Below are 19,622 nucleotides of genomic sequence, written 5' to 3'. Positions count from 1 at the left end.
ACGAATTCACCGAAATCGCCGAAGTCATCGCACAAGCCCTCAAACCCACCTTCGACCAGACCACCAGCGCCGAACTGCGCGCCCGCGTCGAAGCACTCGCCGCCAAGCACCCCCTCTACCCCAACCTGAACGGAGGGCTCTGATGCCGCGCACGCCCGGTGCAGACCTGCCGGAGCACCCGGAGTGGCTCTGGGGCTCCCCGGACCCGAAACCGTCCTACGACGTGGTGATCGTCGGCGGTGGTGGCCACGGCCTGGCCACCGCCTACTACCTCGCGGCCAACCACGGCATCACCAACATGGCCGTGCTGGAGAGCGGGTGGCTGGCCGGCGGGAACATGGCCCGCAACACCACGATCATCCGCTCGAACTACCTCTGGGACGAGAGCGCCGGCCTCTACGAGCACGCCATGAAGCTCTGGGAGGGCCTGGAGGAGGAGCTCGACTACCCGCTGCTGTTCTCCCAGCGCGGCGTGCTCAACCTCGCCCACTCCCTGCAGGAGGTCCGCGACAGCAAGCGGCGGGTTGGGGCCAACCGGCTCAACGGCATCGACGCCGAGTGGCTGGACCCGCAGCAGGTCGCCGAGGTCTGCCCGATCCTGAACACCTCGGAAGACCTGCGCTACCCGGTGATGGGCGCGACCTGGCAGCCGCGGGCGGGTATCGCCAAGCACGACCACGTCGCCTGGGGCTTCGCCCGCGCGCTGGACCGCATGGGCGTGGACCTGGTGCAGAACTGCCAGGTCACCGGCTTCGACCGCATCGGCGACCGGATCACCGGCGTGCGCACCACCCGCGGCGACATCGCGGCGGGCAAGGTCGCCCTGGCGGCCGCGGGGTCGACCTCGGTGCTGGCCGACGAGCTCAGCCTGGCGCTGCCGATCCAGAGCCACCCGCTGCAGGCGCTGGTCTCCGAACTCCTCGAACCGGTGCACCCCACGGTGGTGATGTCCAACGCGGTGCACGTCTACGTCTCCCAGGCGCACAAGGGAGAGCTGGTGCTCGGCGCCGGCATCGACGCCTACAACTCCTACGGCCAGCGCGGTTCGTTCCACACCATCGAGCGCGAGCTCACCGCGGCGGTGGAGCTGTTCCCGATGTTCTCCCGCGCGCACGTGCTGCGCACCTGGGCGGGCGTGGTGGACGTGACCCCGGACGCCTCGGCGATCATGGGGCTCACCCCGTTCGAGAACCTCTACGTCAACTGCGGTTGGGGCACAGGCGGTTTCAAGGCCACCCCCGGTGTCGGCTGGTGCTACGCCCACACCATCGCCAACGACGAGCCCCACCCGCTCAACGCCCCGTTCAGCCTCGACCGCTTCACCACCGGCGCCCTCGTCGACGAGCACGGCGCCGCAGGCGTGGCGCACTGAGAAAGAGGTTCTCAGAATGGGTTTGCGTGACGGTGCGAGCAGCGGAACCTCAGACGCCGCCTGGCTCCGGGATCCGCGATTTGAGTACGCGCGTACGCGGCACTGCGGCTGTCCTCCCCAGACGACGTCTGAGAACCCGCGGCGGTGCCGGCTGAGTCCCACACCTGAGACAGCGGCTCACGCCGCACCGTGAACCAACTCCTACGAGGAGATTCGCCATGATGTTGATTCCCTGCCCCTGGTGCGGGCCGCGCAACGAGACCGAGTTCCACTACGGCGGTCAGGCCGACGTGAGCTACCCGGCCGATCCGCGAGCCGTGTCCGATGCGGACTGGGCGCGATTCCTGTTCTACCGCGCCAATCCGAAGGGCGTCTTCGCCGAGCGGTGGAACCACCAGGCGGGCTGCCGCCGGTGGTTCTCGATCCGCCGGGACACCACGACCAACGAGATCTTCCAGAACGACTCAGACGGGGCGGTGACGAGGTGAGCAACGAGTACAGGCTTGCCGAAGGCGGCCGGATCGACCGCGACCGCCCGGTCCGGTTCCGGTTCGACGGCCAGGAGTACCGGGGATACGCCGGCGACACGCTGGCCTCCGCGCTGCTGGCCAACGGCGTGCACCAGGTCGGCACCAGCATCCGCTACGGGCGCCCGCGCGGGATCATGGCCGCCGGGCCCGAGGAGCCCAACGCGCTCGTGCAGGTCGAGGAGCCCTTCCCGGAACCGATGCTCACCGCCACCACGGTCGAGCTGCGCGACGGGCTCGCGGCCACCGGCCTTCCCGGGCAGGGACGGCTGGCCGACGAACCGGACCCGGCCCGCTACGACGCGACCAACGCGCACTGCGACGTGCTGGTCGTCGGCGCGGGACCGGCCGGGCTGGCCGCCGCGCTGAGCGCCGCGCGCAGCGGCGCCCGGGTGATCGTGGCCGACGCCGACACCGAGTTCGGCGGCAGCCTGCTGGGCACCGGCGAGGAGCTCGACCGCGCCCCGGCGCAGCGCTGGATCGACCGGGTCACCGCCGAGCTGGAGGCCTGCCCGGAGGTCACGGTGCTGCCGCGCACCACCGTGTTCGGCCGCTACGACGACAACTACCTGGTGGCCGTCGAGCACCGCGGCGAGGACGCGTTCACCCGGCAGCGCACCTGGCACATCCGCGCCCGCGAGGTCGTGCTGGCCACCGGATCGCACGAGCGCCCCCTGGTGTTCCCCGGCAACGACCTGCCCGGCACCGTGCTTGCCACCTCCGCCCGCACCTACCTGAACCGCTACGGCGTGCTGCCCGGCCGCCGCGCGGTCGTGTTCACCACCAACGACAGCGCCTACGCCGCGGCCATCGACCTGCACGACGCCGGCGTGGAGATCGCCGCCGTCGTGGACGTGCGGCCGGCGGCCACCACGTCGTGGGCGGCGCGGTGCGTGGAGCGGGGCATCCCGATCCTGACCAGCTGCGCGGTCACCGGAACCTCGGGCACCGACCGGGTCAGCGGTGCGCAGATCTCCCGCCTGCCCTCCGGCGAGTCGGCGCTGGCGTTCCCCTCCGAGCTGGACTGCGACCTGCTGCTGGTCTCGGGCGGCTGGAACCCGGCGGTGCACCTGCACAGCCAGGCCCGCGGAACCGTGCGCTACTCCGAGGAGATCGGCGCCCTGGTGCCGGGCCGAAGCGCTCGCGGGGTGCGCTCGGTGGGCGCGGCCGCCGGGACGTTCGGCACGGCGGACTGCCTGCGCTCGGGTTCCGAGGCCGGCAGCGACGCCGCGCGCGAAGCGGGTTTCGACGCCGACTTCGCCAACGTGCCCAGCGCCTTCTCCTGCCCGGTCACGCCCCCGCAGCCGGTCTGGCTGCTGCCCGGGACGTCGGCGGACGTCGACGGCGAGCAGTTCGTGGACCTGGCGCGCGACGCCACGGTCGCCGACGTGCGCAAGGCCATCCGGGCCGGGATGTCCTCGGTGGAGCACATCAAGCGGTTCACCACCATCGGCACCGCGCACGACCAGGGCAAGACCTCCGGGATCCTGTCCTCCGGCGTGATCGCCGAGCTCCTCGGCGTCGAGGTCGCCGAGGTCGGCGCGACGACCTTCCGCCCGCCCTACGCCCCGGTGTCCTTCGCGGCGCTGGCCGGTCGGGACCGCGGCGACCTCTACGACCCGATCCGGGTGACCGCGATGCACGACTGGCACCTCGAGCAGGGCTGCCCGTTCGAGAACGTCGGCCAGTGGAAGCGGCCCTGGTACTACCCGCAGCCCGGGGAGGACATGGATTCCGCCGTGCTGCGCGAGTGCCACGCGGTGCGCACCGGCGTGGGCATGCAGGACGTCTCCACGCTCGGCAAGATCGACGTGCAGGGTCCGGACGCGGCCGAGTTCCTCGACCTCGTCTACACCAACAAGATGAGCACGCTCAAGCTCGGCCGGATCCGCTACGGGGTCATGTGCCACGCCGACGGCATGGTCTTCGACGACGGCACCGTGATGCGCACCGGCGAGCACCGCTACCTGATCTCCACCACGTCCGGCGGCGCGGCCGGCGTCCTCGAGTGGCTGGAGGACTGGCTGCAGACCGAGTGGCCGCACCTGCGGGTGCACCTGACCTCGGTGACCGAGCACTGGGCCACCATCGCGCTGGCCGGACCCCGCTCCCGCGAGGTCCTGGCCCGGGTGACCTCGGACATCGACCTGGACAACGACGCGTTCCCGTTCATGTCCTACCGCGACGGCGTGGTGGCCGGCCGGGCCGCGCGGGTGTGCCGGATCAGCTTCTCCGGCGAGCTGGCCTTCGAGATCAACGTGCCCTGGTGGTACGGCCGCGAGGTCTGGGAAGCGCTGCACGAGGCCGGTTCCGGCTTCGGCATCACGCCCTACGGCACCGAGACCATGCACGTGCTGCGCGCCGAGAAGGGCTTCCCGATCGTCGGCCAGGACACCGACGGCACGGTCACCCCGCACGACCTCGGGATGAGCTGGGCGGTGTCGAAGAAGAAGGACGACTTCCTCGGCATGCGCTCGTTCACCCGGGCCGACACCGCCCGCGAGGACCGCAAGCACCTCGTCGGGCTCCTCCCGCCCGCCGACTCGGCGGTCGTGCCGGAGGGCACCCAGCTGGTGGAGTCCACGGAGCTGCCCGAGCCGCCGGTGCCCATGCTGGGGCACATCACCTCCAGCTACCGCAGCGCCGCGCTCGACCGGCCCTTCGCCCTCGCCCTGGTGAAGAGCGGCCGGGACCGCATCGGGCAGACCATCTACGGCCACGTCGGCGACCGGCTCGTGCCCGTCGAGATCACCGAGCCGGTCTTCTACGACAAGGAAGGAAACCGTCGCGATGGCTGAGCTCTACGGCGAATCCCCGCTGGCCGCCCGAGCCGAGGTGCTGGCCGAGTCCTCAGTGCCCGGCGCGCTGCGGCTGTCCGAAGTGGCCTTCACCGCGCAGGTCGCGCTGCGCGTCGACCCGAAGAGCCCGGCGGCCGAGCGCATCGGCACCGCCGTCGGGGCGATGCTGCCCAACCAGCCGGGCCAGGTCGCGCGCACCGAGCACCTGCAGGTCCTGTGGCTGGGCCCGGACGAGTGGCTGCTGGTCGGGCCCGAGGGCAGCGCGCAGCAGCTCCAGTCCACCCTGAACGACGCCCTCGGCGAGGAGCACGGCTCGGTCGTCGACGTCTCGGGGCACCGCACGATCGTCGAGGTCTCCGGGCCGAAGTCCCGCGACCTGCTGGCCAAGGGCTGCGCTCTCGACCTGCACCGGCGCGCCTTCGCCTCGGACCAGTGCGCGCAGACGCTGCTGGCCCGCGCCGGCGTGGTGCTGCTGTGCCGGGACGCCGAGCTGCCCAGCTACTGGATCTTCGTGCGCGCCTCCTTCGCGCGCTACCTGGCCGACTGGCTCGCCGACGCGGCGGCCGAGTACCGGAGCTGAACCCCGCGTCGGAGCGACGCGGCCCGAGCAGCGGTTCCGACGAACCCTGCCGACGACGAATGGGAGCAGCAATTGACCGAAGTGCGCGGAGTGGTAGCCATGGGCGAGGGAAAGCCCGTGGAGGTCACCACGATCCACGTTCCGGACCCCGGCCCCGGTGAGGCCGTGGTGGACGTGCAGGCCTGCGGGGTCTGCCACACCGACCTGCACTACCGCGAAGGCGGGATCAGCGACGAGTACCCGTTCCTGCTCGGCCACGAGGTCGCAGGCACCGTGTCGGCGGTCGGCGAGGGCGTGCACGACGTCGAGCCCGGCGACTTCGTGGTGCTCAACTGGCGCGCGGTCTGCGGCAGCTGCCGGGCCTGCAAGCGCGGCCGCCCGCAGTACTGCTTCGACACCCACAACGCCGAGCAGCCGATGACCCTGGCCGACGGCACCCCGCTCTCGCCCGCGCTGGGCATCGGCGGGTTCGCCGAGAAGACCCTGGTGCACTCCGCGCAGTGCACCAAGGTGGACCCGGCAGCGCGACCGGCGGTGGCCGGGCTGCTGGGCTGCGGCGTGATGGCCGGCATCGGCGCCGCGGTGAACACCGGCCAGGCCGGGCCGGGCGACTCGGTGGCCATCATCGGTTGCGGCGGCGTGGGCGACGGGGCCGTGGCCGGGGCGGCGATGGCCGGGGCGCGGCGGATCATCGCGATCGACACCGACCCCAAGAAGCTCGACTGGGCGCGCGAGTTCGGCGCAACGCACACCGTCAACGCCGCCGAGAACGACACGATCGAGGCCGTCCGCGAGCTCACCGACGGCAACGGCGCCGACGTGGTCATCGACGCGGTGGGCGTGCCCAAGACCTACGAGCAGGCGTTCTACGCCCGCGACCTCGCCGGGACGGTCGTGCTGGTCGGCGTGCCCGACCCGAAGATGCGGCTGGACCTGCCGCTGCTGGACGTGTTCGCCCGCGGCGGCGCGATGAAGTCCAGCTGGTACGGCGACTGCCTGCCCGAGCGCGACTTCCCGATGCTCACCGAGATGCACCTGCAGGGGCGCCTGCCGCTGGAGAAGTTCGTGACCGAGGAGATCTCCCTGGACGGGGTCGAGGCCGCGTTCGAGAAGATGCACCGCGGCGAGGTGCTGCGTTCGGTGGTGACGTTCTGATGGGCATCCGGATGGACCACGCCACCGCCTCGGGGAAGTTCTCCCTGGACGGCGAGGTGCACGAGGTGGAGAACAACCTCTGGGTGGTCGGCGACGACGACCGGTGCGCGATCATCGACGCGCCGCACGACGTCGACGCCGTCCGCGAGCTGGTCGCCGGCCGGGAGGTGGTGGCCGTGCTGGCCACGCACGCCCACGACGACCACGTGCGGGTCGCTCCGGATCTGGCCGACGCGGTCGGGGCCCCGATCCACCTGCACCCGGCGGACCTGCCGGTGTGGGAGCTGACCCACCCCGCGCGGCAGCCGGACGCCCTGCTGGTCGACCGGCAGATGTTCTCCGCGGGCCGGTTGGACCTGCAGGTGCTGCACACGCCGGGGCACACCCCCGGTTCGGTGTGCTTCTACTGCCCCGACCTCGGCACCGTCTTCACCGGGGATACCCTGTTCGCCGGCGGTCCGGGCGCGACCGGGCGCTCGTTCTCGGACTTCGACACGATCACCGCGTCGATCCGCGACCGGCTGCTCCAGCTGCCCAGGACGACCAAGGTTCGCCCCGGCCACGGCCCGGGCACCACCATCGGCGAAGTCATCCCGCAGTTCGACGAGTGGGTCGAGCGCGGTTACTAGCCGCTCCGCCGGGAGCCGCGTCACCCCTCGGGAGGACGCGGCTCCCGGCGGGTTCACCCGACCACCCGAGGGGAGCACCCGATGCCGTCTCAGCCTTCCGCGGGCCAGCGGGCCGCGCTCGCCGGGGCGCTGCGCAACGCCTCCTACGAGGTGCTGCCCTTCCGCAGCACCGAGGACGCGGTGCTCGCCCACGTCCCGCTGGACGTGCCGCTGACGGTCACCGCCACCAAGACCAAGGGGCTCGAGGCGACCGTCGAGCTCGCCGTCCGGCTGACCAAGAACGGCTACCGGACCGCCCCGCACCTGCCCGCCCGGCTGGTCCGCGACCGCGCGGAGCTCGACGAGATCGCCGCGCGGCTCCTGGAATCCGGGGTGGAGCGGATCTTCGCCGTCGGCGGGGACGCCGCCGAACCCGCCGGGGAGTTCGCGGACGCCGAGAGCCTGCTGGTCGCGCTGGCCGAAACCGGTCGCTCCTTCCCCGCGGTGGGCATCGCGGGCTACCCCGAGGGCCACGGCAAGCTGCCCGACGCGGTGATCGACCGCGCGCTGCGCAGCAAGACCGACCTCGCCCACGAGATCATCACCCAGCTGTGCTTCGACCCGGAGACCACGATCGGCTGGGCCCGCCGGCTGCGCGCCGAGGGCGTCCGCACCCCGATCCGGGTCGGCGTGCCGGGCTCGATCAACCGGCAGAAGCTGATCCGCGTGTCGGCCGGTCTGGGGCTCGGGCAGTCCGCCCGCTTCCTGGCCAAGCAGTCCGCGATGCTCTGGCGGTTCTTCCTGCCCAACGGCTACCGCCCGGACAAGCTGGTCTCCGGCATCGCCGACCAGATCGGCCGCCCGGACAACGAGCTCGCCGGGTTCCACCTGTTCACCTTCAACGACCTCGCCAGCACCGAGCGCTGGCGGCAGCGGTGGCTCGCCCGGTTGTCCTGATCGCGCACGATCGTGCGACTCGGCCTGCTCGCGCGGTTCGGTCGTGTTCCCATCCTTGCTCGTAGGTCGGGGCGAGCGCCCCGAAGCCCGCGCGAAGCCGAAGGGGTCGGATCCGAATGGTGCCCAAGAACCGGACGAAATCGGGCGTTCTCGGCGCGGTGGCGGCGCTGCTCGCCGCTCCCCTGCTGTTCGCCGCGCCTGCCGCGCACGCCGCGCCCGCCCCGGAAGTGCTGCTGTCCTGCGACCTGTCCGGCAAGGCCGGGTTCTCCCCGGCGCTCTCCCTCAACCCCTCGGGCGAGTCCACCCGGATCCGCGTGGACGGCGCGGCGACGGCCTGCCGGAGCGGCAGCGGGATCGGCGTCACCAGCGCGAAGTTCGGCGGAACCTTGAACGGGCGGATGTCGTGCACCGCGCCGCCGCGCGACGTCGACGGCGACGTGCAGATCACCTGGACCTACGCCGACGGCAGCACCCGGAAGAGCACCGCGAAGTTCGCGCTCGACATGCGCGGCGACCTCGCCAACCCGTCCAAGCCGATCACCGGCACCTTCACCGGGCAGAGCACCGACGGGGAGTTCGAGGGCAACCGGCACACCGGACGCGGCCGCATCGATTCGGCGGGCATCGCCCGCGACTGCCTTACCGGCGGCCTCGGCTCGGTGAAGTTCAACGGCACCTACGAGATGTCCCGCTGAAGCCGGCGCTGTCCTCTCGGCCCCGGCGCGAGACCTCCCGGTCGATTAGGCTCGTGCTCGGGTTGAACGTCAACAGTGGACGGTGCAGGGTGGAGCGAGTTGTCGCGCAGGGGCGGATCAAGAAGCGCTTCGATCGCTGGGACCCCGACGGCAGCGGGGAGCTGACCCGGTCCGACTTCGAGCGGGAGGCCGACGAGATCGCGGCCACCTTCGGCCGAGCTCCCGAAGCGCGCGCCACCGCGCGGCTTCGGGAGGCACTCGCCGGGTTGTTCGAGCTCTGCGCGCACCAGGCCGAGCTCCCGCCCGCCGGACCGATCACCGAAGCGCAGTTCCGCAAGGTCGCGGAGGACTTCATCTTCGAGCGCGGAGAAGCCGCGTTCAACCGAGCCCTGCGACCGGTGGTCGCCGGGATCGTCGAGGTCTGCGACGGCGACGGCGACGGCCGCATCGGGCGCTCGGAGTTCATCCGCTGGCTGACCGTGCTCGGGCTGGACGAGCGCGGTGCGGCAACGGCGTTCGAGCGCGTCGACGCGGACGGCCGCGGCGCGCTGTCCGAGCACGAGCTGCTGGCCGCGATCCGCGACTACCACTACGGCCGGCTCGACGCCGAGCTCATCGCGGGCTGACCCGGGAGCGCGGCGAATCCGCTGCTCCCGGGTGCGCAGCGGAGGCCCGCACCGCCGCGACGTCGCGGCCATGCGTCGAGAGCGATGCGCCGAGTTCCTAAGCAGTTCCCGAGCGAACCCGTTGCTCGGCCAGCTCGGCGACGGTGCGCCTGCAGACCTTGCCGGTCGCGGCCAGCGGCAGCTCCGGCAGCTGCAGCAGGAACTCCGGCAGCTTGCGGCGCTCCAGCCCCCGATCGCGCTCCAGGAACGCGGTCAGCTCGTCCAGGGACAGCTGCGAGATCCCGGCCGCCGGGCTGATGCAGGCGCACAACCGCTCGCCGAGGTCCTCGTCCGGGACGGGCACGCACGCGACGTCGACCACCCCGGGGTGCGCCGCGACCTCGCGCTCCACCTCCGCCGGGCTGATGTGGTAGCCGCCCCGGGACACCACCTGCTCCATCCTGCCCAGCACGTGCAGCCTGCCGCGTTCGTCGAGCACGCCCCGGTCGCCGCTGCGCACCCACCCGCCGGGGGCGCGGTACCGGGCGTCGAGCTCCGGATCGGCCACGTAGCACAGCGGCGTCATCGGGCCGCGCGCCCAGATCTCGCCGCTCTCGCCCGGACCCACGTCGTTCCCCCGCTCGTCGACGATGCGGATCTCGGCCACCGACGGGTCCGGCCGGCCGGTGCCGGAACCGCCGCCGGTGCCGGTGCGCGCCGTGTGGCAGTTGATCCCGTCCGACGAGCCGTAGACGGTGATGACCCGGGTCGCGAACCGCTCCGCGCACGCCCGCGCCGTGACGTCGGAGAGCGGTGCGGCGCTGGAGACCACGGCGCGCAGGCTGGAGAGGTCCTCCCCCGCGACTTCGGGGCTCTCGGCGAGCCTGCGCAGCATGGTCGGCACGCCGAACAGGTGGGTCGGCCGGTGCCGGGTGATCGCGCGCAGGGTCTCGGCCGCGTCGAAGCGGTCCTGCAGGACCACCGTCGAACCGAGCGCGGCGATCGCGACGTGGGTGGCCAGCGAGCCGTACGAGGACGACAGCTTCATCAGCATCAGCCCGCGCATCGGCTCCTCGCCCTCGTGCAGAGCGCGCACGTAGTTGGCGCGCCCACCGGTCATCGCGTCGTGCGAGTAGGCGATCATCTTCGGTTCGGCCCGGGAACCGGAGGTCACCAGGATGCGCACCGGTGCCGCCGGGTCCACTCGCGGCGGCCGCCAGTCGGCCGAGGAGTCCAGCGCGTCGAACAGCAGGGCCGCCCGCAGCGTCGGCAGGCCGGACGCCGTCTCGGCGTCGGCCGGATCGGCGAAGATCCCGCCGGCGGCCCGCGATCGGCCCAGCAGGCTGATCGTGTCCCGGTGCCCGGTGCCCGCCGGGTACGGCAGGGCGACCGCTCCGATGGCCGCCACGGCCAGCTCCGCCACTACTGCCCGCCGGTCGTCGGGCAGCCGGATGCCGATGATGTCGCGCTCGCCGAAGCCCTCCTCGCTCAGCGCCGCGGCCACCCGACGGACCTCGCGTTCCAGGGCCGCGTAGTCGAGCGCTCCCGCAGCGTCGATCACGGCCTCCCGCCGCGGATGCGCGCGGACGTGCTCGGCGAACAGCTCGTGCACGGCCCGGCCCGGGCACAACCCGGCCTCGACCCACTCGCGGCGCAGCTGCGCGAGCACGTGGTCGTCGATCTCGATCCCGTTGCCGGACGTCCAGGTCATGCGAACTCCCAGGGAGGTAGTGGCGAGACGTGCGTCGAGCGCTGCAGCGCGGCCTTGACCCGCGGATCGGCCGCGAGCTCGCGCAGGTCCGCGCACACCGGCGTGGCCCGGACCCCTTCGGCGGCCAGGCGCCGCACCCAGTGCTCGGTCGTGGCCCGGCGCAACCGAGCCGGATCGAGCGCGCTGCCCTCCGGCAGCGCCAGGTGGCCGTCCGCGGTGGCCACGAGTGGTGCCGGCGGCCGCGCGCGCCTGGGCAGCACCCCGGCGGCCGAGTACAGCGAGCTGTCCACCCGGGACCCGCGCCCGGTGCGCTCCCTGCGCACCAGCGCCGCGAGGACACCGGCGGCGCACACCAGCCCGCCGAGGACGTCGGTGAGGGTCATCAGCGACGGCGCGCTCGGTTCGCCGGGCGGTTGCACCGCGGCCGCGATGCCGCTGTGCGCCTGGACCAGGAAGTCGGTGCCCAGCGGCGGCTCCGGCCAGTCCAGCGGCGCCCAGCCGGACGACCAGGCGTAGACAAGGCCGGGCCTGCTCGCCGCGAGGTCGTCGGCGTCGAGGCCGCAGCGCTCGGCCCGGCCCGGTGCCCAGTTGTGCACGAAGACGTCCGCCTCCGCCACCAGCTCGAGCAGCGCTCGTCGCCCGGCCGCCGACTTCAGGTAGATCTCCTCGACCCGCTTGCCGTCGTTGAGCGCGCGGAACCGCGCCGAGCAGCCCCCGGACATCGGCGGGATCCCGCGCATCGGGTCACCGCCCGGCGGTTCCACCCGGACGACCTCGGCGCCGAGCATGCGCAGCACGTGCCCGACCATCGGTCCCTGGATGCGCCGCGCGGATTCGACGACGGTGATCCCGTCCAGCGGCTCGCCGCGCTGCCAGCGGCGCGACGAGCCCGGTCCCGGCAGTTCCCGCAACGAGCACGCGGGAACCCCCACCGGCTGGGAGGGCTGCGCGCGCACCGGCAGCACGCTCGTGCCCGCTTCCCGCGCGGCGCGCGCGATCTCGGCGTAGGGGTACCGGCGCGCCAGCGCGTGCAGCCCTTCGGGCAGGTGGGCCGCGGCGGTGGCGAAGCGCTGCTGGAAGGGCCACCACCCGGCGGCCACGTCAGCGGCGTCCGCGCCGAGCCGCCGCCAGAACCGCTGCCAGCCCTCCGGGTGGAGCGTCTCGAGCTCGAAGCGGACCTCGTCGCGGGTCCGGAAGGGCGGTCGCCCACCGGGTTCCCAGCTCTCGACCCAGTCGTCGTCGGTGGTGGCGACCGCCAGGTACTGCCCGACGCCCAGCAGCGCCGCCTGGGCCACCGAGGTGCGCGCCGAGGTGATGGCGGCGCCGCGCGACCTGCCCAGCGTGCCCGCCAGGGCGGCCTGCGCGGCCAGCACTCCGGCCAGCGCCGAGGCGTAGTCGATCCCGAGCCGCTGCGGTCTGCCTGCGGCGCGCCCGTGCACGTGCGCGATCCCGCACGCGGCCTGCACCGCGGTTTCGTCCGGCAGCGGGAGCTCGACCGGGCCGGACCAGTCGATCTCGCAGTGCACGACCGGGGCCTCGCCGAGCCCGCGCAGCAGCCCGGCCGCCACCCGGTCGGCGACCTCGGGCGTCACGAGCGCATCTCCTTCCTGCCCTGCACCGAGTACAGGACGCCCGAGCACGCCCGGAAGTCCGGCGCCCGCATCACCTCGCCCACCCTGCGCAGCTCCTGCTCGGTCATGCCCGCCGCGAGCAGGCCCTCCCGCAGGTGCCCGATGTGGTGCAGCTGCAGCCCCAGCTCCGGCGAGCCCGGGCGACGGGTCGCGACGTGCACGTGCGGATCGACGTCGACCAGCCCGGCGGCGCGCATCGCTTCGGCGGCCTCGCGCCCCCACTCGGGATCGCCGCCGTGCGAGCGCATGTGCGCCCTCTTCGCCGCGAAGAACTTCTCGCACAACCCCGGGTCCGCCGCGGTCAGGACCGGTTCGTAGCCCGCGTCCAGCTCGTCGACCTGCAGCAGGCCACCGGGCCGGAGCGCCGCCACCAGCTGGCCGAGCACCCGCTCGCGCTGCGGCAGGTGCTGCAGGACCAGCCGGACCAGGATCAGGTCGAACCGCGCCGCGGGCAGCGGATCGGTGGTGATGTCGTGCTCGACGACCACCAGGTTCGCGGGCCCGTCGATCTCGCCGGGCCGGATGTCGGTGGCCAGCACCTCGCCGGTGGGGCCGACGCGCTCGGCCAGCCACCGCGCCACGGAACCGCGCCCGGTGCCGACCTCGAGGCAGCGCCACCCGTCGGCGACGCCGGCGGCGGCCAACCGGGCGGTGGTCACCGGGTCGTAGGCGGCCGCGAGGCAGCGGTGCTGCTCGGCGCTGGCCGGATTGTCGTTGCTGAAGACGTACGCCCCGGTCATGTCCACCGCCCCGATCCGCAGGTGTCGGTCTCCCCGGTGAGGCCGTCGAGCAGCTCGAGCCTGCGGACCTTGCCCGTTCCGGTGCGCGGGACCTCGTCCCAGCGCAGCACGACCGGGTCGGACATCGCGGGCAGGTCTCGGCTGGCGCGGCGCCAGGCGAGCTCGGGCAGCGCGCCGTCCGGGGTGATCACCACCGGCAGCGGCGGCCGCTCGGCACGGGCCAGCAGGACGCACTCCAGGGCTTGCGGCAGCCGCTCCTCCAGCACGTCCTCGGTGGCCACGCAGCTGCCCGCCGGGGCGCGGTCGACCTCGCGGTCCACCAGCTCGACGCTGCCGTCCCACCGGCGGATCCCGATGTCGCCGGTGTTCCACCAGACCCCGTGCCGCTTGCTCGCGAACCGCTCGGACTCGCCCAGGTAGTCCAGGCACAACGCGCGCGTCCGGGCGAGCACGAGACCCGGTCGCCCGCGCCGCACGGGCCGGAGCGCGTCCGGGTCGACCGCGCGCAGCCGCGTCTTCACCGGGATCGCGCGCCCGACCCGGTGCGCTCCCGACCGCCCGCGCGCGGCCGAGCGGCGGTGGTGCAGCCGGAAGGTCAGCGGACCGGTCTCGGTCTGCCCCCAGCCGTCCAACCACAGCGGGAACCGGCGGCGGCTGGCGGCCAGGTAGGCGCGCACCGTCGGCGGGTGCACCGCGTCGTACGTGCTGATGAACAGGCGGGTGCGGCGGAACGGGTTGGCCAGCCGCTCGGTCAGCGGTGCGAGTCGCACGAACGCGGCGGGCAGCCCCTCGACGACCGTGGGCCGGTGCGCGCGCAGCAGCGGGTCGGCCCGATCCGGGTCGGGCTCGGTGAGCAGCACGATCTCCTCGGGCGCCGCGCTGAGCGCCACCGCCGTCCAGCAGAACGTGCGCCCGTGCGCGTAGGCGCTCGCGGTCGCCAGCACGTCGTCGCGCCGGATGCCGACGATCGGGACCGGCAGCGCCTCGAACCTGGCCAGAGCTCCGATGATCGTTCGCGTGGAGTGCACGACCAGCTTGGGCTCGCCGGTCGTGCCGGAGCTGTGGGTGATCAGCAGCGGATCGTCGTCGCGGCGCCGCCGGTGCCCCGGCGTCCGGTGCCCGCGCAGCTCGTCGAGGTCCACCGCACCAGGCGCCGGGCCGTCGATGGTGATCGCGGTGCGGGCGAGCGAGGCGAGATCCACCCCTTCGGCCCGTGCCCGGTGCAGCACCCCGGCAGTCGTCAGCAAGACCTCCGGTTCGAGCCGCGCGAGCAGTGCCGCGGCGCTCCCGGCGGGCAGGTGCGCCGACAGCTTGGCCGGGATCGCCCCGATGCGGATCGCCGCGCAGGCCAGCAGGTCGATGTCCCAGTGGTTGTCCTTGAGGACCGCCACCCGGTCGCCGCGCCGCGCACCGGCGGCGGCCCACCACCCTGCGGCTGCGCGCACCAGCTCGGCCAGCGCGGGCACGTCGTGCGGACCGGCCCGATCCGGCGCGATGTCGAACGGCCGGTCCGGTCGCGCGGTGGTCGGGTGGCCCCGTTCGGCGGCTTCGTCGAAGAGCACGCCCATGTCGTGCGGTCGCATCCTGACCTCCTCGTCAGACCGGGAGCGGCGAGCCGAGCCTGCTGAGCGCGCGGGAGGCCGCCAGCGCGGCCGCCCGCACCGCTCCTTCGCTGTAGGGGCGCGGCGTCGTCCAATCCCCCGCGTAGTCCACCGGTCCGGTCGGCCGGGCGCGGAAGCGCGGCAGGGCCGCCAGCGCGGCGGGTGTTGCTTCGGGCAGGGCGTTCGGGTGGCGGTGCACCACGGCACCGCCGGTCTCCACGCCGGGCAGGTACCGCCGGACGGCCCCGGCCAGCTGCGAGATCACCTCGGCGTCCGGCGCGCCGAGCAGTTCCCGGGTGCGCTCGTGGTTGGGCAGCGCGGTCACCAGTCCCCGGCCCGCGGGCACCCGGCCGGGGTGCTTGACGTGGTCGAGGACCAGACCCGCGAGCACGTCCTCCTCAGCTCGCGGGGTGACCAGCAGGTACGGCCGTCCCGGCAGCTGGACCGGCTCCTGGAGCGGGAAGGCCGCCTTGAGCGCCGAGGTGAACGTGCTCGCGGCCAGGAACTCCGCCTCCTCGCGCGGCGGGTTGGCGTGCAGCTCGGCGGCGATCGGCGCGGGCACGCACAGCAGCACCTGCCGCGCGGTCACCTCGCCCGCGTCGGTGCGCAGCCGGGCCCGGTCCCGGTCGGCGACGACCTCCCGGACCGGGTGGCCGAGCACCACGTCCAGCTGCTCGGCCATCCGGCGGCACGGCGCGTCCATCCCGTCCCGGTAGGTGCGCCAGTTCGCCGCGTCCCCCACGGCTCGCTGCATCCCGAGCAGCACCGCGGCGCAGGAGCGCTCGACGTCCCAGAGGCAGAACGACGCGGCGGGCTGCAGCAGGTAGTCCCGCACCTCCGGGTGGTGGCGGCGGGCGAGCTCGGCGACCGTGGTCAGCCCCAGCGAGGACCGCTCGGGGCGCTCGGCGTCGACCGGGACGCGCAGCCGGAGGGCGTCCCGCCTCGCCCGGACCGACATCCCGGCTCCGGTGAGCAGGCCGCGCAGCGACCCGAACCCGTTGTGCACCTGGCCGTTCCGCCGAATCGCGATCGGGTGCCCGATCGGCGGCACGTCGTCGGCGCGAAAACCGAGCTCGCCCAGCAGCTCCCAGGTCGCCTGGTAGCCGCGCGGCGACAGCTGCTCGGCCCCGGTGTCGATCGTGCTGCCTCCGGCGCGCACGCTGGCCATCCGGCCGGCGACCCGCTCGGACGCCTCGTAGACCCGCACCTCCAGCCCGGCGCGGCTGAGCTCGCGCGCCGCGGTGAGACCGGCGATCCCCGCTCCAACGACCGCCACGTCCACGTCGTTGGTCATCCGGACACCACCAGGAGGTTGGCCAGCACGAGCAGCACCACGTGGAGCCGGTGCACGGTGAACCCGAGCCTGCGGGCGCGCATGATCTCCCCGGCCGCGAAGCCGAGGTGGAACTGCCGCGCGCGCAGCGCGGCCGCGGGAAGCACCAGCAGCGCGAACCACCAGGGCGCGATCCCGGTCAGCGACGCCAGCGCGGCCAGCGCGAACTCGCCTGCCGACAGCGCACCGATGAACGCCGCGTTGCCGCGCGCCGAGGTCCGCGCGGCGACCGTCGGCCGCCCCACGGCTCGGTCGCCCTCGACGTCGTTGGTGTTGGAGTACACGCCGAACATCAGCGGCCCCGTGCCGAACAGCACGGCCTGCACCAGGACGAACCCGGAGAACTCCCCGGTGATCAGTCCGTAGGGGGCCAGCACGAGGGTCATGCCGAGCACGACCAGGAACGCCTCCTGGAAGCCGCGGTAGCTCAGCTTGAGCCCGCAGGAGTACTGCAGCGCGGCGGCGTACACGAGCGCCAGCAGCAGCACCGCCCACACCGGCCGGTGCGGCGCGGTCAGCACCGCCATCGCCCACAGCACCGCGCCGGCGGTGGCGGCGATCCAGGCGAAGCGCAGCGCCTCGGCCTCGGTGAGGGTTCCGGCCACCAGCGGTTTGCGGAGCTTCTTGCGCAGCCGGTCGTCCGGCCCGTAGTTGACCAGATCGCTGCCGTCGCGGAAACCGGTGATGTCGTCGAGCGCCACCCCGGCCACGATCACCGCGATCTCGCCGAGCAGGAACAGCACCAGCGTCGCCGACACTTCCTGGACCGCGGCGACCACGATCAGGATGCCCAGGTAGTAGTCGTAGACGTCGAACTTGCCGAGCCGCAGGAAGCTGCGGAACCGGCTCTCCGACCCGACCGCGGTGGTCTCAGCGGACATGCGCGACCTCCGCGAACTCGCAGACGGCATCGGCGACGCGCTCGACCTCGGCGTCGGTGAGGTGGGGGTGGACCGGCAGCGCCAGGATCCGCTCCGCGGCGTGCTCGGCGTTCGGCCACCTGTCCCCGGCCCGGGCGTGCGGCGCGAAGGCCGCCTGCCGGGGCAGCGGCTGCGGGTAGTACACGTGCGTGCCGATCCCGCGCTCGCCGAGGAAGTCGCGCAGCCGGTCGCGCCGCTCGGCCTGCACGCAGTAGACGTAGTAGCAGCGCCCGTCCCGCCCCGGCGGGGGCGGCACCACGCCGGGCAGCCCGGTGAAGCGCGCGGTGTAGTGCTCGGCGATGCTCGCGCGCCGCTCCAGGCGCTCGGCGAAACCCGCGAAGCGGTAGGTCTGGAACGCCGCCTGGATCTCGTCGAAGCGGCTGTTCACGCCCACCACCTCGTGCACGAACCGCGTTCCGCCCTGCCCGTGGTTGCGCAGGAGGCGCGCCCGTCGACCGAGCTCGGCGTCGCGCGTCACCACCGCACCGCCCTCCCCCGGCATGCCGAAGGACTTCACCTGGACGAAGGAGTAGACGCCTGCCTCGCCCCACAAGCCCGCCGGGGTGCCGCGCAGCACCGCGCCCTGGGCCACCGCGGAGTCCTCCAGCAGCCGCAAGCCGTGCGCGTCGGCGAGCTCGACCAGCCGCGGCACGTCGGCCATGATCGAGAACAGGTGCGCGGGCATGATCGCCGCGGTGCGATCGGTGATCCGGGCGGCGACGTCGTCCGGATCGACCACCATGGTGCGCCGGTCGACGTCGGCGAACACCGGCCGAGCACCGACCTCCAGCACCGCCGAGGCCAGCGGGGCGCACCCGAAGGCGGGCACCACGACCTCCTGGCCCGGGCCGATGTCCATCGCCCGCAGCACCAGGCCGAGCGCGCTGGTGCCGCTACCGCACGCGACGACGTCGGCCGCACCCACCGCGTCCCGCAGCGTTCGCTCGAACGCCGCGGTGTGCTCGCCGAGGATGAACTTCTGGTCGGCGGCGGTGCCGATCTCGCGGATCAGGTCCAGCATGACCTTGCGGTCGGTGTCGAACAGATCGGGCGGGAAGAACGGGATTTCCATCAGCGCCTCCCGGTGAGGAACTCGCGCACCGCCGCGCACACCCGGTCGACCTGCGCGAGCTCCAGGTCGGGGTACAGCGGCAGGGCCACCGCGCGGGTGCTGGCGGCCTCCGCGTTCGGGAAGTCGCCCCACCGGTGCCCGTGCCCGGCGAAGCACGGCTGCAGGTGCAGCGGGAGCGGGTAGTAGGTCTCCGTCCCGATGCCGCGTCCCGCGAGGAACTCGACGAGTTCGTCGCGGTGCTCGGTCTCGATCAGGTAGGCGTAGTACACGCCCGAGCTGTCGGCAGACGGCACCCGCACCAGCCCGTCCAGCCCCCGCCGGTAGCGCTGGGCCAGCTCCGCGCGCCGCGCGATGTCGTCGTCGAGGTGGTCCAGCTTCGCCAGCAGCACGGCGGCCTGGATGTCGTCCATCTTGCTGTTCGTGCCGACCAACCCGGTTTCGGTGGCGATGCCGGGGAAGTTGTCCAGCGTGGCCCCGGCCCTGCCGTGGTGGCGCAGCGCGGCCACCGCCCCGGCGACCCGGTCGTCGTCGGTGAGCACCGCCCCGGCGTCCCCGATGGCGCCGAGGGTCTTGGCGGGGAAGAACGACAGCACGCCGCCCGCCCCGTGCAGGCCCGCGTGCACGCCGCGCTGGCGCATCCCGACGCCCTCGGCGCTGTCCTCCACCACGGTCAGCCCGCGCTCGGCCGCGACCTCGCCGAGCGCCGCCATGTCGGCCATCCGGCAGAACAGGTGCGCGGGCATGACGAACCGCGCGCGAGGCCCCGCCACCCGGGCGACCTCGGCCGGGTCCATCGCGTGACCCACCGGATCGATGTCGGCGAACACCGGGCGGCCGCCGGCCAGCACCACCGCCGAGGCGGTGGCGATGAACGAGTAGGCGGGCACCACGACCTCGTCGCCGGGGCGGATCCCGAGCGCGCGCAGCAGCAGCACCAGGGCGTCGGTTCCGCTGTTGACGCCGACCACGTGCCTGGCCCCGGTGCGGGCGGCGAGGGCGCCCTCCAGCTCGCCGACCTGCTTGCCGTGGGAGAACTTCCCGTTGTCGAAGACCTCGGTGATGCGAGCGCTGATCTCCGGCCAGAGCCGTTCGAAGGTCCGAGCTTGGGAGAAGAACGGCACCGGCTCGGCCGCGACCCCTCCCCCGGTGGATTCCGCCCCGCGCGACAAGCTGAACCAACTCCCTGACAACGTTCGGAATTCGGCGACCGACCGATCTGAAAGTAGCCACGGCGGGGACCGATCGACATCCGGGAGCACCATCTTCACACCTTCCAGTGAGAAGCACTTCTCCAAGCAGCAGAACGGGTTCCGCACC

17 protein-coding genes are annotated in these 19,622 nt (G+C 73.4%); 9 read left to right on the top strand and 8 right to left on the bottom strand.

Going from position 1 to position 19,622, the window contains the following annotated elements; translation table 11 throughout:
* Positions 1-142: 142 nt before the first annotated feature.
* From ACFQRI_RS16280 to ACFQRI_RS16240, 9 genes are all read left to right on the top strand, one after another.
* Positions 143-1,372 (top strand): sarcosine oxidase subunit beta family protein, encoded by a 1,230-nt coding sequence (locus ACFQRI_RS16280; RefSeq protein ID WP_380669357.1) that lies wholly within the window; start codon positions 143-145, stop codon positions 1,370-1,372.
* A gap of 218 nt (positions 1,373-1,590) precedes the next feature.
* Entirely contained in the window at positions 1,591-1,860 is a 270-nt protein-coding gene (locus ACFQRI_RS16275) for a sarcosine oxidase subunit delta (RefSeq protein ID WP_380669355.1), read from the top strand.
* Positions 1,857-4,697 carry a sarcosine oxidase subunit alpha family protein gene (locus ACFQRI_RS16270; RefSeq protein ID WP_380669353.1) on the top strand — a complete coding sequence of 947 codons (2,841 nt, stop codon included), beginning with the start codon at positions 1,857-1,859 and terminating at the stop codon, positions 4,695-4,697. Before ACFQRI_RS16275 ends, ACFQRI_RS16270 begins: the two co-directional genes overlap by 4 nt.
* The gene (locus ACFQRI_RS16265; RefSeq protein ID WP_380669351.1) at positions 4,690-5,277 is read left to right on the top strand and encodes a sarcosine oxidase subunit gamma; all 588 of its coding nucleotides are present in this window, start codon (positions 4,690-4,692) and stop codon (positions 5,275-5,277) included. The genes ACFQRI_RS16270 and ACFQRI_RS16265 overlap by 8 nt, the downstream gene beginning before the upstream one ends.
* 99 nt (positions 5,278-5,376) lie before the next feature.
* Positions 5,377-6,432, top strand: coding sequence for an S-(hydroxymethyl)mycothiol dehydrogenase (locus tag ACFQRI_RS16260; RefSeq protein ID WP_380669397.1), 1,056 nt, complete (start codon positions 5,377-5,379; stop codon positions 6,430-6,432).
* Entirely contained in the window at positions 6,432-7,061 is a 630-nt protein-coding gene (locus ACFQRI_RS16255; protein WP_380669349.1) for an MBL fold metallo-hydrolase, read from the top strand. Before ACFQRI_RS16260 ends, ACFQRI_RS16255 begins: the two co-directional genes overlap by 1 nt.
* A gap of 81 nt (positions 7,062-7,142) precedes the next feature.
* Complete coding sequence (locus ACFQRI_RS16250) at positions 7,143-7,997, top strand: methylenetetrahydrofolate reductase (RefSeq protein ID WP_380669347.1); 855 nt, start codon at positions 7,143-7,145, stop codon at positions 7,995-7,997.
* A 116-nt stretch (positions 7,998-8,113) separates the two neighbouring features.
* A complete protein-coding gene (locus ACFQRI_RS16245; protein WP_380669344.1) occupies positions 8,114-8,692 on the top strand; it encodes a hypothetical protein in 579 nt (192 codons plus the stop codon).
* An 89-nt stretch (positions 8,693-8,781) separates the two neighbouring features.
* Positions 8,782-9,318 carry an EF-hand domain-containing protein gene (locus tag ACFQRI_RS16240; RefSeq protein WP_380669343.1) on the top strand — a complete coding sequence of 179 codons (537 nt, stop codon included), beginning with the start codon at positions 8,782-8,784 and terminating at the stop codon, positions 9,316-9,318.
* Positions 9,319-9,415: 97 nt separating this feature from the next.
* Here the strand turns inward: ACFQRI_RS16240 and ACFQRI_RS16235 are convergent, their stop codons facing one another.
* The 8 genes from ACFQRI_RS16235 to ACFQRI_RS16200 are packed head-to-tail and all read right to left on the bottom strand — an operon-like array spanning position 9,416 to position 19,474.
* Positions 9,416-11,008, bottom strand: coding sequence for a class I adenylate-forming enzyme family protein (locus ACFQRI_RS16235; RefSeq protein ID WP_380669341.1), 1,593 nt, complete (start codon positions 11,006-11,008; stop codon positions 9,416-9,418).
* A complete protein-coding gene (locus ACFQRI_RS16230) occupies positions 11,005-12,600 on the bottom strand; it encodes a CoA transferase (protein ID WP_380669339.1) in 1,596 nt (531 codons plus the stop codon). The genes ACFQRI_RS16235 and ACFQRI_RS16230 overlap by 4 nt, the downstream gene beginning before the upstream one ends.
* Positions 12,597-13,379 (bottom strand): class I SAM-dependent methyltransferase, encoded by a 783-nt coding sequence (locus ACFQRI_RS16225; RefSeq protein ID WP_380669337.1) that lies wholly within the window; start codon positions 13,377-13,379, stop codon positions 12,597-12,599. Before ACFQRI_RS16225 ends, ACFQRI_RS16230 begins: the two co-directional genes overlap by 4 nt.
* Complete coding sequence (locus tag ACFQRI_RS16220; RefSeq protein ID WP_380669335.1) at positions 13,376-14,962, bottom strand: AMP-binding protein; 1,587 nt, start codon at positions 14,960-14,962, stop codon at positions 13,376-13,378. Before ACFQRI_RS16220 ends, ACFQRI_RS16225 begins: the two co-directional genes overlap by 4 nt.
* A gap of 13 nt (positions 14,963-14,975) precedes the next feature.
* Positions 14,976-16,274, bottom strand: a complete 1,299-nt coding sequence (locus ACFQRI_RS16215) for a protoporphyrinogen/coproporphyrinogen oxidase (RefSeq protein ID WP_380669333.1) — start codon at positions 16,272-16,274, stop codon at positions 14,976-14,978.
* Positions 16,271-17,194 (bottom strand): UbiA family prenyltransferase, encoded by a 924-nt coding sequence (locus ACFQRI_RS16210; protein WP_380669331.1) that lies wholly within the window; start codon positions 17,192-17,194, stop codon positions 16,271-16,273. Before ACFQRI_RS16210 ends, ACFQRI_RS16215 begins: the two co-directional genes overlap by 4 nt.
* Complete coding sequence (locus ACFQRI_RS16205; RefSeq protein ID WP_380669329.1) at positions 17,184-18,305, bottom strand: DegT/DnrJ/EryC1/StrS family aminotransferase; 1,122 nt, start codon at positions 18,303-18,305, stop codon at positions 17,184-17,186. The genes ACFQRI_RS16210 and ACFQRI_RS16205 overlap by 11 nt, the downstream gene beginning before the upstream one ends.
* Positions 18,305-19,474 (bottom strand): DegT/DnrJ/EryC1/StrS family aminotransferase, encoded by a 1,170-nt coding sequence (locus ACFQRI_RS16200; protein WP_380669327.1) that lies wholly within the window; start codon positions 19,472-19,474, stop codon positions 18,305-18,307. Before ACFQRI_RS16200 ends, ACFQRI_RS16205 begins: the two co-directional genes overlap by 1 nt.
* Between the last annotated feature and the right edge of the window lie 148 nt (positions 19,475-19,622).

This window comes from Saccharopolyspora griseoalba (assembly GCF_042665275.1).
GTDB lineage: Bacteria > Actinomycetota > Actinomycetes > Mycobacteriales > Pseudonocardiaceae > Saccharopolyspora > Saccharopolyspora griseoalba.
The sequence above is the reverse complement of the archived record's forward strand: the minus strand, read 5'-3'. Positions and strand labels throughout refer to the sequence as shown.

Excerpts from the sequence above, each read along its gene's own strand:
- ACFQRI_RS16280 (WP_380669357.1), top strand. The coding sequence starts at position 143 with ATGCCGCGCACGCCCGGTGCAGACCTGCCGGAGCACCCGGAGTGGCTC.
- ACFQRI_RS16275 (WP_380669355.1), top strand. The coding sequence starts at position 1,591 with ATGATGTTGATTCCCTGCCCCTGGTGCGGGCCGCGCAACGAGACCGAG.
- ACFQRI_RS16265 (WP_380669351.1), top strand. The coding sequence starts at position 4,690 with ATGGCTGAGCTCTACGGCGAATCCCCGCTGGCCGCCCGAGCCGAGGTG.
- ACFQRI_RS16260 (WP_380669397.1), top strand. The coding sequence starts at position 5,377 with ATGGGCGAGGGAAAGCCCGTGGAGGTCACCACGATCCACGTTCCGGAC.
- ACFQRI_RS16255 (WP_380669349.1), top strand. The coding sequence starts at position 6,432 with ATGGGCATCCGGATGGACCACGCCACCGCCTCGGGGAAGTTCTCCCTG.
- ACFQRI_RS16250 (WP_380669347.1), top strand. The coding sequence starts at position 7,143 with ATGCCGTCTCAGCCTTCCGCGGGCCAGCGGGCCGCGCTCGCCGGGGCG.
- ACFQRI_RS16245 (WP_380669344.1), top strand. The coding sequence starts at position 8,114 with ATGGTGCCCAAGAACCGGACGAAATCGGGCGTTCTCGGCGCGGTGGCG.
- ACFQRI_RS16235 (WP_380669341.1), bottom strand. The coding sequence starts at position 11,008 with ATGACCTGGACGTCCGGCAACGGGATCGAGATCGACGACCACGTGCTC.
- ACFQRI_RS16225 (WP_380669337.1), bottom strand. The coding sequence starts at position 13,379 with ATGACCGGGGCGTACGTCTTCAGCAACGACAATCCGGCCAGCGCCGAG.
- ACFQRI_RS16220 (WP_380669335.1), bottom strand. The coding sequence starts at position 14,962 with ATGCGACCGCACGACATGGGCGTGCTCTTCGACGAAGCCGCCGAACGG.
- ACFQRI_RS16215 (WP_380669333.1), bottom strand. The coding sequence starts at position 16,274 with ATGACCAACGACGTGGACGTGGCGGTCGTTGGAGCGGGGATCGCCGGT.
- ACFQRI_RS16210 (WP_380669331.1), bottom strand. The coding sequence starts at position 17,194 with ATGTCCGCTGAGACCACCGCGGTCGGGTCGGAGAGCCGGTTCCGCAGC.
- ACFQRI_RS16205 (WP_380669329.1), bottom strand. The coding sequence starts at position 18,305 with ATGGAAATCCCGTTCTTCCCGCCCGATCTGTTCGACACCGACCGCAAG.